General features: G+C 72.9%; 12 protein-coding genes and 1 riboswitch. Of the genes, 10 read left to right on the forward strand and 2 right to left on the reverse strand.

The window, feature by feature from the left end:
* Positions 1–105: 105 nt before the first annotated feature.
* From ACFCV8_RS10250 to ACFCV8_RS10265, 4 genes are all read left to right on the forward strand, one after another.
* The gene (locus ACFCV8_RS10250; RefSeq protein WP_376684858.1) at positions 106–1479 is read left to right on the forward strand and encodes a M16 family metallopeptidase; all 1374 of its coding nucleotides are present in this window, start codon (positions 106–108) and stop codon (positions 1477–1479) included.
* A 23-nt stretch (positions 1480–1502) separates the two neighbouring features.
* Entirely contained in the window at positions 1503–2885 is a 1383-nt protein-coding gene (locus ACFCV8_RS10255; protein WP_376684883.1) for a M16 family metallopeptidase, read from the forward strand.
* 259 nt (positions 2886–3144) lie between these two features.
* Positions 3145–3310, forward strand: a riboswitch (cyclic di-AMP (ydaO/yuaA leader).
* Positions 3311–3323: 13 nt separating this feature from the next.
* The gene (locus ACFCV8_RS10260; RefSeq protein WP_376684859.1) at positions 3324–4127 is read left to right on the forward strand and encodes a M23 family metallopeptidase; all 804 of its coding nucleotides are present in this window, start codon (positions 3324–3326) and stop codon (positions 4125–4127) included.
* Between the two features lie 246 nt (positions 4128–4373).
* Positions 4374–5072, forward strand: a complete 699-nt coding sequence (locus tag ACFCV8_RS10265; protein ID WP_376684860.1) for a GntR family transcriptional regulator — start codon at positions 4374–4376, stop codon at positions 5070–5072.
* 170 nt (positions 5073–5242) lie between these two features.
* Here ACFCV8_RS10265 and ACFCV8_RS10270 read toward each other — a convergent pair whose 3' ends face one another.
* Entirely contained in the window at positions 5243–5524 is a 282-nt protein-coding gene (locus ACFCV8_RS10270; protein WP_376684861.1) for an HPr family phosphocarrier protein, read from the reverse strand.
* A gap of 173 nt (positions 5525–5697) precedes the next feature.
* On the opposite strand from ACFCV8_RS10270, the gene ACFCV8_RS10275 reads away from it, so the two are divergent.
* The 5 genes from ACFCV8_RS10275 (at position 5698) to ACFCV8_RS10295 (ending at position 12063) form a co-directional block, all read left to right on the forward strand.
* Entirely contained in the window at positions 5698–8565 is a 2868-nt protein-coding gene (locus ACFCV8_RS10275; protein ID WP_376684862.1) for a GNAT family N-acetyltransferase, read from the forward strand.
* Positions 8566–8638: 73 nt separating this feature from the next.
* Positions 8639–9235 (forward strand): DUF5998 family protein, encoded by a 597-nt coding sequence (locus ACFCV8_RS10280; RefSeq protein ID WP_352273245.1) that lies wholly within the window; start codon positions 8639–8641, stop codon positions 9233–9235.
* Complete coding sequence (locus ACFCV8_RS10285) at positions 9235–10422, forward strand: alkaline phosphatase family protein (protein ID WP_376684863.1); 1188 nt, start codon at positions 9235–9237, stop codon at positions 10420–10422. Before ACFCV8_RS10280 ends, ACFCV8_RS10285 begins: the two co-directional genes overlap by 1 nt.
* A 50-nt stretch (positions 10423–10472) precedes the next feature.
* Positions 10473–11123: a thymidine kinase gene (locus ACFCV8_RS10290; RefSeq protein ID WP_376684864.1), complete on the forward strand. Its 651-nt coding sequence runs from the start codon at positions 10473–10475 to the stop codon at positions 11121–11123.
* A gap of 73 nt (positions 11124–11196) precedes the next feature.
* Positions 11197–12063, forward strand: coding sequence for a PaaX family transcriptional regulator C-terminal domain-containing protein (locus tag ACFCV8_RS10295; RefSeq protein ID WP_376684884.1), 867 nt, complete (start codon positions 11197–11199; stop codon positions 12061–12063).
* Between the two features lie 187 nt (positions 12064–12250).
* Here the strand turns inward: ACFCV8_RS10295 and ACFCV8_RS10300 are convergent, their stop codons facing one another.
* A complete protein-coding gene (locus tag ACFCV8_RS10300) occupies positions 12251–13036 on the reverse strand; it encodes a VOC family protein (protein ID WP_376684865.1) in 786 nt (261 codons plus the stop codon).
* A gap of 232 nt (positions 13037–13268) precedes the next feature.
* On the opposite strand from ACFCV8_RS10300, the gene ACFCV8_RS10305 reads away from it, so the two are divergent.
* The gene (locus ACFCV8_RS10305) at positions 13269–14096 is read left to right on the forward strand and encodes a sulfurtransferase (protein WP_376684866.1); all 828 of its coding nucleotides are present in this window, start codon (positions 13269–13271) and stop codon (positions 14094–14096) included.
* Positions 14097–14143 lie beyond the last annotated feature (47 nt).

Here is a 14143-nt window from a genome sequence, read left to right on the forward strand (position 1 = left end):
TTTCACGCGAACTTCCCCGGAACGGGAACTTCGCCAGGTGTCCGTCCGCTTGCTTAAAGTGGCAGGTCTCGCAGGAAATCCAGTATCGCGATCGAAGGGACGTACATGCCCATGGGTCACACGGCCACCGCTCAGGCCGGCTCCGGCGGCTTGACAGCGACCGAGCACCGCCTGGCCAACGGCCTGCGCGTGGTGCTCTCCGAGGACCATCTGACCCCGGTCGCCGCGGTCTGCCTCTGGTACGACGTCGGCTCGCGCCACGAGGTCAAGGGGCGCACCGGCCTGGCGCACCTCTTCGAGCACCTGATGTTCCAGGGCTCCGGCCAGGTCAAGGGGAACGGCCACTTCGAGCTGGTGCAGGGCGCCGGCGGCTCGCTCAACGGCACCACCAGCTTCGAGCGCACCAACTACTTCGAGACCATGCCCACGCACCAGCTGGAGCTGGCTCTGTGGCTGGAGGCGGACCGCATGGGCTCGCTGCTCGCCGCGCTCGACGAAGAGTCCATGGAGAACCAGCGCGACGTCGTCAAGAACGAGCGCCGCCAGCGCTACGACAACGTCCCCTACGGCACGGCGTTCGAGAAGCTCACGGCGCTGTCCTACCCCGAGGGCCACCCGTACCACCACACCCCGATCGGCTCGATGGCCGACCTGGACGCCGCGACCCTGGAGGACGCGCGCACCTTCTTCCGGACCTACTACGCGCCGAACAACGCGGTGCTCTCGGTGGTCGGCGACATCGACCCCGAGCAGACCCTCGCCTGGGTCGAGAAGTACTTCGGCTCCATCCCGTCCCACGACGGCAAGCAGCCGCCGCGTGACGGAGCGCTCCCGGAGATCATCGGCGAGCAGCTTCGCGAGGAGGTGCGCGAGGAGGTCCCGGCGCGGGCCCTGATGGCCGCCTACCGGCTGCCGCACGACGGCACCCGCGAGTGCGACGCGGCGGACCTCGCGCTGACCGTGCTCGGCGGCGGCGAGTCCTCGCGGCTCCACAACCGCCTGGTCCGGCGCGACCGTACGGCGGTGGCGGCCGGTTTCGGGCTGCTGCGGCTGGCCGGGGCACCCTCGCTCGGCTGGCTGGACGTGAAGACGTCCGGCGGTGTGGAGGTTCCCGAGATCGAGGCCGCGGTCGACGAGGAGCTCGCCCGGTTCGCCGCCGAGGGCCCGACGCCCGAGGAAATGGAGCGAGCGCAGGCCCAGTTGGAGCGCGAATGGCTGGACCGGCTCGGTACGGTCGCCGGGCGCGCCGACGAACTCTGCCGGTTCGCGGTGCTGTTCGGTGACCCGCAGCTCGCCCTGACCGCCGTGCACCGGGTGCTCGACGTCACCGCGGAGGAGGTCCAGGCGATCGCCAAGGCCCGGCTGCGCCCCGACAACCGCGCGGTGCTGGTCTACGAGCCGGTCGAGGCGGCCGAGTCCGCGGACGCCGACGCGACCGACGCCGACGACACCGACGCGCAGGAAGGAGCGGGCAAGTGACCGACGCCGCGACTGGAGTTTCGATGCAGTTCCACCCGCAGCCGGCCCCCGGCACCGCTCGTCCCTGGGCCTTCCCCGCCCCGGAGCGCGGCGCCCTGCCCAATGGCCTCACGGTGCTCCGCTGCCACCGTCCCGGCCAGCAGGTCGTGGCGGTCGAGATCTTCCTCGACGCCCCGCTGGACGCCGAGCCCGAGGGCCTCGACGGCGTGGCCACGATCATGTCGCGGGCGCTGTCAGAGGGCACCGACAAGCGCACCGCGGAGGAGTTCGCCGCCGAGCTGGAGCGCTGCGGCGCCACGCTCGACGCACACGCCGACCACCCCGGCGTCCGGGTCTCCCTGGAAGTCCCGGCCTCCCGGCTGGCCAAGGCGCTCGGGCTGGTCGCCGAGGCGCTGCGGGCGCCCGCCTTCGCCGACAGCGAGGTCGAGCGGCTGGTGCGCAACCGGCTCGACGAGATCCCGCACGAGCAGGCCAACCCGGCCCGGCGCGCCGCCAAGCAGCTCTCCAAGGAGCTCTTCCCGGCCGAGGCGCGGATGTCGCGTCCGCGCCAGGGCACCGAGGAGACGGTGGGGCGGATCGACGCGGCCGCCGTGCGCGCCTTCTTCGAGGCCCACGTCCGGCCGTCGACCGCGACCGCCGTGGTCGTCGGCGACCTCACCGGCATCGACCTGGACGCCCTGCTCGCCGACACCCTGGGCGACTGGTCGGGCGAGGCCGCCGAGTCCCGCCCCGTACCGCCGATCACGGCCGACGACACCGGCCGGGTGGTGATCGTCGACCGGCCCGGCGCGGTGCAGACCCAGCTGCTGATCGGCCGGATCGGCGCCGACCGCCACGACAGCGTGTGGCCGGCCCAGGTGCTCGGCACCTACTGCCTGGGCGGCACGCTCACCTCCCGGCTCGACCGGGTGCTGCGCGAGGAGAAGGGCTACACGTACGGCGTGCGGGCCTTCGCCCAGGTGCTGCGCTCGACGGCTCCGGACTCGGCGTCGGGCGCCACCGGTGCCGCGATGCTGGCGATCAGCGGTTCGGTGGACACCGAGTCCACCGAACCGGCGCTGAGGGACCTGTGGACGGTGCTGCGGACGCTGGCGGCCGAGGGCCTCACCGACGAGGAGCGCGAGACGGCGGTGCAGAACCTGGTGGGCGTCGCGCCGCTGAAGTTCGAGACGGCGGCCTCCGTCGCGGGCACCCTCGCCGACCAGGTCGAGCAGCACCTGCCGGACGACTACCAGGCGCAGCTGTACGCCCGTCTCGCGGAGACCGGCACGGTCGAGGCGACCGCGGCGGTCGTCAACGCCTTCCCGGTCGACCGGCTGGTCACGGTCCTGGTCGGCGATGCGGCCCGGATCGCGGAGCCCGTCCGGGCCCTGGGCATCGGAGAGGTGTCGGTGGTCACCGGCTGACCGGCTGAACGGCCGGTTGGCCGGTCGGTACCGGTGAGACCGAACACGGACCGCGCCGATCGGTGCACAGTGGGGCAAAGGGGCGACCCGCACGAGCGAGATCTCGTGAGGGTCGCCCCTTTTGTCCGTTCTGTTGGGAGGTTGCCCGTCTGCCCTGTGGGATGCGCTACAAAACGGCCTGTCCGTTTGGCGGATGAAAGCAACCCCGTTTAGCGTCGGCTCGACTGTTCGCACTCGTATGCCGCATCCGTGACGTACCGGACAGTCATCGCCGAGTCCCCGTCCGGCGCGAGCCCGGGGAGCCGGGGACCCACGCAGTCCCTGGGGTGAATCGGACGCCTGAGCCCCATGGGGCCGGGGTGCCCGTAGGAGACCTTCCTGCTCCGAACCCGTCAGCTAACCCGGTAGGCGAGAAGGAAGGAAAGGATCAGCCACTCCATGGCGTTCACCCGTGCCACCGGGAAGCACCGTGCCCCGAACCGACTGACGCGCAGGGGCGCGAAGGCCGTCGGCGTCGCGACCCTGGCCACCACCGGCGTCATCGGCGGTCTGGCCGCCCCCGCCGTCGCCGCGGACTCCGAGTCCGCCGCCGTCGAGGACACCGGCCTCACCCAGGTCCTCACCATCGACGAGACCCTCGCCGAGCGGATCGGAGCCCAGGCCGACGCACAGCGGCACCAGGCCGACACCGCGGCCAAGGTCAAGGCCAAGGCCAAGGCGAAAGCCAGGGCCGAGGCCAAGAAGAAGGCCGAGGCCAGGGTCGCGGCGGAGCGCGCGACCGAGTCCCGCGCCGGGACGACCCGCGTCGCCCGGTCCGCCGAGCGCACCGGGCTGGGCGCTTTCCGCCTCCCCGTCGCCGGTTCGTACGTCACCACCGGCTACAAGTCCGGCGGCTCGCTCTGGTCCTCCGGCAGCCACTCCGGCGTCGACTTCCACGCGGTGTCCGGCAGCTCCGTCGTCGCCGTGGGCGCCGGTACGGTCGTCGAGGCCGGCTGGGGCGGCGCGTACGGCAACAACATCGTGCTCCGGATGACGGACGGCACGTACACGCAGTACGGCCACCTCTCCTCCATCGGCGTCTCGATCGGACAGAGCGTCGCCGAAGGGCAGCAGATCGGCCTCTCCGGCTCGACCGGCAACTCCACCGGCCCGCACCTCCACTTCGAGGCCCGCACGACGCCGTCGTACGGCTCCGACCTGGACCCGGTCGCGTATCTGCGCGCCCACGGAGCCGCCGTCTGACGGGCGCTCCGCGCTGCATCCGCCGAAGGCCCCGGACCCCGTGTCCGGGGCCTTCGGCATGTCCGCCGCACGGCGTGGGCGGCAGCCCTTCGATGGACCGCCCCCGGATTTCGCCGGGCCCTTCCGCGGCCGGAAGTCATTCGTGAATTCCTGCCCGGCATCGGAAATTCCGACGCATTGCAATAGAGTCACGGAACAGGTTTCGGGCGACCGCGTTCTCGCGGGTACTGAGGCGGAGGTTCGGGCATGCGCATTCCCGCGCATTCGGTAAGCACGGCGATCCGTGACGACATCGTCTCCGGTGTCTTCGCGCGCGGCAGCCGTCTCACGGAGGAGGTGCTGGCCCGCCGGTACGGGGTCTCCCGCGTCCCGGTCCGTGAAGCGCTGCGCACCCTGGAGCCCGAGGGCTTCGTCGTCACCCGCAGACACGCGGGCGCCTGCGTGGCCGAGCCCACCGACCTGGAGGCGGCCGACCTCCTGGAGGCCCGGACGCTGCTGGAGCCGCTGGGCGCCGCCCGCGCCGCGCAGCGCCGCACCGAGGCCCACCTCAAGGTGCTGCGCGGCCTCGTCCGCCTCGGCCGCGACCGGGCACTGCGGGGCGAGACCGAGGACCTGCGCCCACTGGGCGGATGGTTCCACGAGACGCTGGCGCAGGCCTCCGGCAGCCCCGGCCTGATCGCCCTGCTCGGCCAGTTGCGGCACAAGATCGCCTGGATGTACGTGGTCGAGCGGCCGGCCCGTCCGGCGGATTCCTGGGCCGAGCGCGGGGCCATCGTGGACGCGGTGGCGCGCGGCGACGCCGACCGTGCCAGGGCGCTGGCCGCCCATCACGCGGAGCGGGCCGCGGCCGCGCACCGACTGCGTCCCGGACCCCCGCGCCCCCGTGCCGGAGGCCCGGTGAGGGGCTCGCAACATTCCGTAAACACCGCTGGTACCCGTAATTAACAACGGTGTCGTACAAAAGAGATGTGCTTCGGCCCGGCCGGTCGATGTGATTTCTTGCGGCGTATTACATTCCGATGGAATCGCTCGGACACGAAAAAGCCGCGGATCCGTTTTTACGGTGCCGCGGCTCTCTCGCTGAAAGCATCATTGAAAACGTCGGTGAAAACGCCTCAGACGGTCTCCGGAAGCTCCTCGAGCCCCTCGGCGACCAGCTTCGCCAGACGGTCCAGAGCGGCTTCGGAGTTGTCCGCCTCGGAAGCGAGCACGATCTCCTCGCCGCCCTGCGCGCCGAGGCCGAGGACCGCGAGCATGGACGCGGCGTTCACCGGCGTGCCGTCGGTCCTGGCGATCGTCACGGGGACGCCGGACGCCGTGGCGGCTCGGACGAAGATGGAAGCGGGGCGGGCGTGCAGGCCCTCGGCCCAACCGACGTTGACGCGGCGCTCAGCCATGGTTCTGCCCTTCACGAATCAACAGTTGTCTAGACCATTCTCGCATGCAGTGCGCAGTGCTCCGGCCGAGTCCCGGAATGCCCGTGACGTGCGGGACATCCCTTGATCGGCCTTCTCAGACTGCCCCGCCCCCGGTACGTACGCGACCGCTGACCGAGCCGTACGCTTTGCCCATGGAGCCCGCCCCGGAGCAGAGTCCACATCACGCCTACCCCGACCACTGGGAAGCGGACGTCGTCCTCCGCGACGGCGGCACGGCGCGCATCAGGCCCATCACCACGGACGACGCCGAGCGGCTGGTCAGCTTCTACGAGCAGGTCTCCGACGAGTCGAAGTACTACCGGTTCTTCGCCCCGTACCCCCGGCTGTCCGACCGGGACGTGCACCGCTTCACCCACCACGACTACGTCGACCGGGTGGGGCTCGCGGTCACGGTCGGCGGCGAGTTCATCGCGACCGTCCGCTACGACCGGATCGACGAGCGCGGCAGGCCCGCCTCCGCACCCGCCGACGAGGCCGAGGTCGCCTTCCTGGTCCAGGACGCGCACCAGGGCCGGGGCGTGGCCTCGGCGCTGCTCGAACACATCGCGGCCGTCGCCCGCGAGCGCGGCATCCGCCGCTTCGCCGCCGAGGTGCTGCCGGCCAACACCAAGATGATCAAGGTGTTCCGGGACGCCGGATACACCCAGCAGCGCAGCTTCGAGGACGGCTCCGTCCATCTCACCCTGGACCTCGAACCGACCGCCGAGTCCCTCGCCGTCCAGCGCGGCCGAGAGCACCGGGCCGAGGCCCGCTCCGTGCAGCGTCTGCTGGCCCCCGGCTCCGTCGCCGTCATCGGCGTCGGCCGGACCCCCGGCGGCGTCGGCCGTACCGTCCTGCGCAACGTCCTCGGCGCCGGCTTCACCGGCCGCGCGTACGCCGTCAACAGTGCCTTTACCGCCGAGCAGGCCACGATCGACGGCGTCCCCGCCCACCGCTCCCTCGGCGAGATCGGCGAGCCGGTCGACCTCGCGGTCGTCGCCGTCCCCGCCGACCGCGTACCGGAAGCCGTCGCGGACTGCGGCGAGCACGGGGTGCAGGGCCTGGTCGTGCTCTCCGCCGGATACGCCGAATGGGGCGCCGAGGGCCGGGACCGGCAGCGCGAACTGGTCCGGCAGGCCCGCTCGTACGGCATGCGGATCATCGGCCCGAACGCCTTCGGCGTCATCAACACCGCCGAAGCGGTACGGCTGAACGCCTCGCTCGCCCCCGAACCGCCCGCCCGTGGCCGGATCGGCCTCTTCACCCAGTCCGGAGCGATCGGCATCGCCCTGCTCTCCGGCCTCTACCGGCGCGGCGCGGGCCTGTCCACCTTCATCTCCGCGGGCAACCGCGCCGACATCTCCGGCAACGACTTCCTCCAGTACTGGTACGAGGACCCCGACACCGACGTCGCCCTGCTGTACCTGGAATCGATCGGCAACCCCCGCAAGTTCACCCGTCTCGCGCGCCGCACCGCGGCCGTCAAACCGGTGGTCGTGGTGAAGGGGGCCCGGCACAGCGGCTCCACCCCGCCCGGCCACGCGGTGCCGACCCGGCGCATCCCGGACGCCACGGTCTCGGCGCTCATGCGGCAGGCGGGCGTGATCCGGGTCGACACGGTCACGGAGATGGTCGACGCGGGCCTCCTCCTCGCCGACCAGCCGCTGCCCGCAGGCCCCCGGGTCGTGATCCTCGGCAACTCCGAATCGCTCGGCCTCCTCACGTACGACGCCTGCCTCGCCGAGGGGCTGCGCCCGCGGCTGCCTCTCGACCTCACCACCGCCGCCACTCCGCAGGACTTCAGGAATGCCCTGGCGAAGGCGCTGGCCGACGACGACTGCGACGCCGTGATCGTGACGGCGATTCCCTGGGTCGGCGAGGACGGCCGCGCGGAGGAGGGCGACGGGGAGGTGCTCGCGGACGCGCTGCGCTCGGCCGCCGCCGCGGGACCGGCGAAGCCGGTGGCCGTCGTGCATGTGGAGATCGGCGGACTGGCGGAGGCCCTGGCCGCGGCCAGCGGCACGGTCGCCCGCCCGCCCGCGCACCCTGCCCCGGCGGCCCCGCAGGCCACGCGAGTCCAGGAAGGCCCGCAGGACCCGCGAGTCGAAGAAGACCCGCAAGCCCCGCAGGGGACCGGCGCTCCCGGCCGCATCCCCGCCTACCCCGCCGCCGAACGGGCGGTCCGGGCCCTGGCCGAGGCCGTGCGTTACGCTCAGTGGCGACGGCAGGCCGCCGTCCCCGGCAAGGTGCCCGAATTCCTCGACGACACCATTGACGAGCCGGGCGCCGCCCATCTCATCGACACCCTCCTCGGCCCCGAACCCGACCCCCGCGGCCGGCAGCTCGGTACGGAGGAGGCCCGCGACCTCCTGGGCCGCTACGGCATCACCGTACGGCCGACGCTCCCGGCCCCCGACCCGGACGCGGCCGTCGCCGCGGCCGCCCGGCTCGGCTACCCCGTGGCGCTCAAGACGACCGCGCCCCACCTGCGCCACCGCGCCGACCTCGGTGGCGTCCGGCTCGACCTCGCGGGCGAGGACGCGCTGCGCAGGGCCTACGGCGAACTGACCGAACTGCTCGGCGGGCCCGCCGAACTCCAGCCCGTCGTCCAGTCCATGGCGCCGCGCGGCGTCGACACCGTCGTACGGGCCACGATCGATCCGGCGGCCGGTGCCGTCCTCTCCTTCGGGCTCGCCGGAGCCCCCTCCGAGCTGCTCGGTGACACCGCCCACCGCCTCGTCCCGGCCACCGACCGTGACGCCGCGGAGCTGATCCGGTCCATCCGGGCCGCCCCGGTGCTGTTCGGCTGGCGCGGCGCCGCCCCGGTGGACACCGCGGCGCTCGAGGAGCTGCTGCTGAGGGTCTCCCGGCTGGTCGACGACCACCCCGAAGTGGTCTCCGTCGCCCTGGAGCCCGTGGTGGTCGCCACCAAGGGACTGACCGTCCTCGGTGCGAGCGTCCGCCTCTCGCCGCCCCCGGCCCGCACCGACCTCGGGCCCCGCCGCCTGCCCAACTACTGACCCGGCCGCGGCCGTGGTCCGCCCTGCCGCACAACGTCCCCGGCAGTCATCGGGCCCCCGTAGGATGGTGCCCATGGCAAAGACCGGTACGACGACCCAGGGGCTGCGCGCGGCGATCGAGCGCAGTGGCTACTACCCGGCCCTCGTGGCCGAGGCGGTGGAGGCCGCCGTGGGCGGTGAGCCGGTTGCCTCGTACCTGGTGCACCAGGAGACCACGTTCGACTCCAACGAAGTGCGCCGCCACGTCACGGTCCTCGTCCTGACGGACAACCGCTTCATCGTCAGCCACACCGACGAGCAGAACGCGGACACCAGCTCCCCGACCCCGTACGCCACCACCTCCACCGAGTCGGTCAAGCTCGACCGGATCTCGTCCGTCGTGGTCAGCCGCGTCGTGGCCAACCCGGAGAAGTACGTCCCGGGCACGCTGCCCCGCGAGGTCGTCCTCACCATCGGCTGGGGCGCGGTCTCCCGGATCGACCTGGAGCCCGCCGCCTGCGGCGACCCCAACTGCGAGGCCGACCACGGCTACACCGGCAACACCACCGCCGACGACCTGAGCCTGCGGGTCAGCGAGGCCGGCGACGGTCCCGACACCGTGCGTCAGACCCTCGCCTTCGCCCAGTCGCTCTCCGAGGCCACGGCCGCGACCGCGGCGACCGGCCGCTGATGGCTCAGCCGGCCTGGCAGGAGCCCGATCCGCTCACGGTGGACAGCGCCCCGGTCCCGGAGTACGGCAGCGGGTCGCTCGCCGATCTGCTGCCCACGCTCGTCGCCGGACAGGGCGTGCCCGGCTTCACCGCCGCTATCCCCGAGCTCACCCCCGCCGACCGGAACTGCGTGTTCCTGATCGACGGCCTGGGCTGGGAGCAGATCAAGGCCCACCCCGACGAGGCGCCCTTCCTGCACTCCCTGCTCCCCACCTCGCGCGGTGGCACCGGCCGCCCGATCACCGCGGGCTTCCCCGCCACCACGGCCACCTCGCTGGCCTCCGTGGGCACCGGGCTGCCGCCCGGGGAGCACGGCCTGCCCGGCTATTCCGCCCGCAACCCGGAGACCGGCGAGCTGATGAACCAGCTCCGCTGGCGCCCCTGGGTCTCCCCGGCGGCCTGGCAGCCGTACCCCACCGTCTTCCGGCTCGCCGACGCCGCGGGCGTGCGTACCGCCCAGGTCTCCGCCCCCGACTTCGAGCGGACCCCGCTCACCGAGGTCGCGCTCAGCGGCGGCTCGTTCCTGGGGCGGCTCTCCGGCGAGGAGCGCATGGACACCGCCGCCGCACAGCTCGCCGCCGCCGACCGGACGCTCGTCTACACGTACTACAGCGAGGTCGACGGCAAGGGTCACCGCTTCGGCGTCGACTCCGACGCCTGGCGCGGCCAGCTGATGTACGTGGACGGGCTGGCCCGCCGCCTGGCCGAGCAGCTCCCGCCCCGCTCCGCGCTGTACGTCACCGCGGACCACGGCATGGTCGACATCCCGTTCGACGAGCAGTCCCGGATCGATTTCGACGAGGACTGGGAGCTGCGCGCGGGCGTCGCCCTCCTCGCGGGGGAGGGCCGGGCCCGCCATGTGTACGCGGTCCCGGGGGCCGAGAGCGATGTGCTCGCCGTCTGGCGGGACGTGCTCGGCGAGCAGTTCTGGGTGGCGAGCCGCGAGGAGGCGATCGCGGCCGGCTGGTTCGGCCCGAGGATCGACGAGCGGGTCCACGGCCGGATCGGCGACGTCGTCGCGGCGGCCCACGACGACGTGATCATCACCGCCTCCGTCAATGAGCCGAACGAGTCCGCGATGGTCGGGGTGCACGGCTCGATGACCCCCGTCGAGCAGCTCGTCCCGCTCCTCGAAGTACGCTCGTAGCCTCCTTTTCCCACCTGTCCCCTCCCTGCCCGAAAGGTGCTGGACCTCTCATGTCCGAGCTTGTGTTCTTCTCCGGAACGATGGACTGCGGAAAGAGCACGCTGGCCCTTCAGATCGGTCACAACCGCTCGGCACGCGGCCTGCAAGGCGTGATCTTCACCCGTGACGACCGGGCGGGGGAGGGCAAGCTCTCCTCGCGGCTGGGACTGGTCACCGAGGCCGTCGAGGCCGACGAGGGCATGGACCTGTTCGCCCATCTCGTCGACCGGATAAGCCGGGGCGGCCGGGCGGACTACGTGATCGCGGACGAGGCGCAGTTCCTGGCCCCCGTCCAGATCGACCAGCTCGCGCGCATCGTCGACGATCTCGGCATGGACGTCTTCGCGTTCGGTATCACCACCGACTTCCGGACCAAGCTCTTCCCCGGCTCGCAGCGGCTGATCGAGCTTGCCGACCGGGTCGAGACGCTCCAGGTCGAGGCGCTCTGCTGGTGCGGCGCCAGGGCCACGCACAACGCCCGGACGGTCGGTGGCGAGATGGTCGTCGAAGGAGCCCAGGTGGTCGTGGGAGACGTCAATCAGCAGGCCGGTGAGGTCGGTTACGAGGTGCTGTGCCGACGCCACCACCAGCGCCGGACCACGAGCGCGACCGCCCGCGCCGCCGCACTCTCACCGGACGTCCTGCCGATCGGCTCCGTCTGACCCGCAGCCCGCTCGCCCTCCCCGAGCCGCCCCCGCACGGCCTCGCGGGGCTGCTTAGGATGGCGGCGTGAACATGGCGAGCGGAGAAGCAGCCGGGTCCGGACCGGGCCCGCTGGCCAAGGTGCAGCCCAGACAGCTGATCGTGACCGTCTACGGGCTGTACGCGCGCGACACCGACGGCTGGCTGTCGGTGGCCTCGCTGATCCAGCTGCTCGCCGACCTCGACGTCGAGGCACCGACCGTACGCTCCAGCGTCTCCCGGCTGAAGCGGGCCGGACTGCTCGAGGCCCAGACGGTCTCCGGGGCGGCCGGATACCGGATCTCGCCGGAGACCGAACGCATCCTGAGCGACGGCGACCCGCGCATCTTCACCGCCCGCCGGGCCACCGTCGAGGAGGGCTGGGTGCTGGTCGTCTTCTCGGTGCCCGAATCCGAGCGGGCCAGGCGGCACACCCTGCGCACCCAGCTCACCCGGCTCGGCTTCGGCTCCGTTTCCGCCGGGGTGTGGATCGCCCCCGGCCATGTGCACGACGAGGCGGAATCCATGCTGGCCAGGCACGGACTGCGTGCCTACGCCGATCTCTTCCGGGCCGACTACCTGTCGGCCGCCGGGGGCGACGCCAAAGAGCTCGCCACGAAGGTCCGCTCCTGGTGGGACACCGCCCGCCTGCAACGGTTGTACGTGGCGTTCCTGGCCGCGCACCGTCCGGTGGCCGAACGGATCGCGGACGGCACCGCGGTGACGGACCGCCAGGCCTTCACGGCGTACATCGGACTGCTCACCGACTGGCGCAGGCTCGTCTACCTCGACCCCGGCGTCGCCCGGGAGCTGCTGCCCGAGGAGTGGAGCGGCACGCAGGCCGCCGAGCTCTTCGACGAGCTGCACGCCCGGCTGGCCGGCCCCGCCCGCCGCCATGTCGAACGGGCCCGCGCCCGCTGAACGGCCCCGCCGCACAGCACACCCGGGCCGTGCACGGCAGGTCATGACCGGGGCCACGGCGTCCGGCGCGGCATCTCGCGGCGTCGCCGAAACGTCCCCACGGCTCCGCCACGACGACGCTCCGGCGCTTTGCGAAGCACCGCACCGGCCGCCGCTCCGGGGCCGTCACCGACCCGCCCGGCAGGGCCTAGCCGGCCGCCGAGCGCACGATCGTGAAGGCCGCCCCCTCCGGGTCCGTCACCGTCGCCACCCGGCCTCCCGCACCCTCCCGGGGCGGGTGCAGCACATGGCCGCCCAGCTCCACCACGCGCCGGGCGGCCTCGTCGGTGTCGGCGACCTCGAAGTAGGTCATCCAGTGCGGGCCCCGGTCACGCGGCAGGGCATGGCCCACCCCGTGCAGCGAGGCCACCGGGCGGCCGTCCAGGTACAGCGTCTGGTAGTCGAAGTCGGCGGAGACCTCCGCCTCCGCCTCGTAGCCGAAGACCGTCTGGTAGAACTTGCAGACCGTCGAGGTCTCCCGGGTCACCAGCTCGTTCCAGACCGGCGTGCCGGGGGTTCCGGCGAGCGCCGTGCCGAGGTGGGCCGCGGCCTGCCAGATCCCGAAGACCGCGCCGCCCGGGTCGGCGGCGATGGCCATCCGGCCCGCCTCGCCCGACTCACCGGCGTCGAGCGGCCCCACGGCGACCGTGCCCCCGCAGGAGCGGACGGCCTCCGCGGTGAGATCCACGTCGTCGCTGGCCAGATACGTCGTCCAGGCGACCGGAAGATGCCGGTCGGGCGGCAGCTGACCGATCCCGGCCACCACCTTCCCGCCGATCAGCGCCCGGACGTACGGGCCCAGTTGGTCCGGACCCGGCACGAACTCCCAGCCGAACAAGTCGGCGTAGAAGTCCCGGGTGGTGCCCATGCCGTGCACGAGCAGGCTCACCCAGCACGGGCTTCCGGGCGTACGCGGAGCGGCAGCCTCGGTCATCGTCACTCTTTCCTCGGACCATCGGGGTGGCCGTACGGGGCAACGGGGCCGGTGCGCCGTCATGCGGCACGGGATGTGTGCGCCCCGTGCAGATGTTGGCACCACCCGGCGCACGAAGCGTTCTGGCCGCGCCGCGTTGTTCCGGAACTCGACACGGAGAGACCGGATTGCCGCGGTGCGACCGTTTCGAAGGTGCTACGGGCGGGGCGGCTCCTGCGCGAGGATGGCACCCATGAAGCCCATCATCACCGCATCCGAATACGTGAGCGAGTCGGCGGGGCCACGTCCGCCGGTGCTCCTGGACGTACGTTGGCAGCTGGGCGGCCCGCACGGCCGGCCCGACTACGAGGCCGGGCACATCCCCGGCGCGGTCTTCGTCGACCTGGACACGGAACTCGCCGGTCCGCCCGGGCGCGGCGGCCGCCACCCGTTGCCCGACACGGAGGAGTTCGGGGCGGTCATGCGCCGGGCAGGCGTCTCCCGGGACACCCCGGTGGTGGTGTACGACGGCGGTCAGGGCTGGGCGGCGGCGCGCGCCTGGTGGCTGCTGCGCTGGACGGGGCACGGGAACGTCCGGGTCCTGGACGGCGGCCTCGCCGCCTGGCCGGGCGAGCTGCAGAAGGAGACCCCCGCTCCGGCCGAGGGCGACTTCCGCCCCGCCCCCGGGGCGCTGTCGCTGCTCGACGCGGACGGGGCCGCCGCGCTCGCCCGTTCCGGCCTGCTGCTCGACGCGCGGGCCGCCGAGCGCTACCGGGGCGACGTGGAGCCGATCGACCGTGTGGGCGGCCACATCCCCGGCGCCGTATCCGCGCCGACCTCCGAGAACACCGGGGCCGACGGCCGCTTCCTGCCCCCCGAGGAGCTGGCGGCGCGCTTCCGGGCGCTCGGCGCCGACCGGGCGCAGGAGATCGGCGTCTACTGCGGGTCCGGGGTCTCCGGCGCCCATGAGGTGCTGGCTCTGGCCGTCGCGGGGCTGCCCGCCGCGCTGTACGCGGGCTCCTGGTCCGAGTGGTCCGGTGACGAGTCCCGCCCGGTCGCCACGGGTCCCGAGCCCCAGTAACGGCGCATCGGCAGGAAGGCCCGCACGCGATGGCGTACGGGCCCTCC

It is taken from the genome of Streptomyces sp. NPDC056347, from assembly GCF_042262625.1.
In the GTDB taxonomy this organism is placed as follows: domain Bacteria; phylum Actinomycetota; class Actinomycetes; order Streptomycetales; family Streptomycetaceae; genus Streptomyces.

Coding starts and splice junctions, on each gene's coding strand:
- ACFCV8_RS10295 (WP_376684884.1), top strand. CDS start 11,197: ATGGCGAGCGGAGAAGCAGCCGGGTCCGGACCGGGCCCGCTGGCCAAG.
- ACFCV8_RS10305 (WP_376684866.1), top strand. CDS start 13,269: ATGAAGCCCATCATCACCGCATCCGAATACGTGAGCGAGTCGGCGGGG.
- ACFCV8_RS10290 (WP_376684864.1), top strand. CDS start 10,473: ATGTCCGAGCTTGTGTTCTTCTCCGGAACGATGGACTGCGGAAAGAGC.
- ACFCV8_RS10280 (WP_352273245.1), top strand. CDS start 8,639: ATGGCAAAGACCGGTACGACGACCCAGGGGCTGCGCGCGGCGATCGAG.
- ACFCV8_RS10275 (WP_376684862.1), top strand. CDS start 5,698: ATGGAGCCCGCCCCGGAGCAGAGTCCACATCACGCCTACCCCGACCAC.
- ACFCV8_RS10255 (WP_376684883.1), top strand. CDS start 1,503: ATGCAGTTCCACCCGCAGCCGGCCCCCGGCACCGCTCGTCCCTGGGCC.
- ACFCV8_RS10270 (WP_376684861.1), bottom strand. CDS start 5,524: ATGGCTGAGCGCCGCGTCAACGTCGGTTGGGCCGAGGGCCTGCACGCC.
- ACFCV8_RS10285 (WP_376684863.1), top strand. CDS start 9,235: ATGGCTCAGCCGGCCTGGCAGGAGCCCGATCCGCTCACGGTGGACAGC.
- ACFCV8_RS10250 (WP_376684858.1), top strand. CDS start 106: ATGCCCATGGGTCACACGGCCACCGCTCAGGCCGGCTCCGGCGGCTTG.
- ACFCV8_RS10260 (WP_376684859.1), top strand. CDS start 3,324: ATGGCGTTCACCCGTGCCACCGGGAAGCACCGTGCCCCGAACCGACTG.
- ACFCV8_RS10300 (WP_376684865.1), bottom strand. CDS start 13,036: ATGACCGAGGCTGCCGCTCCGCGTACGCCCGGAAGCCCGTGCTGGGTG.
- ACFCV8_RS10265 (WP_376684860.1), top strand. CDS start 4,374: ATGCGCATTCCCGCGCATTCGGTAAGCACGGCGATCCGTGACGACATC.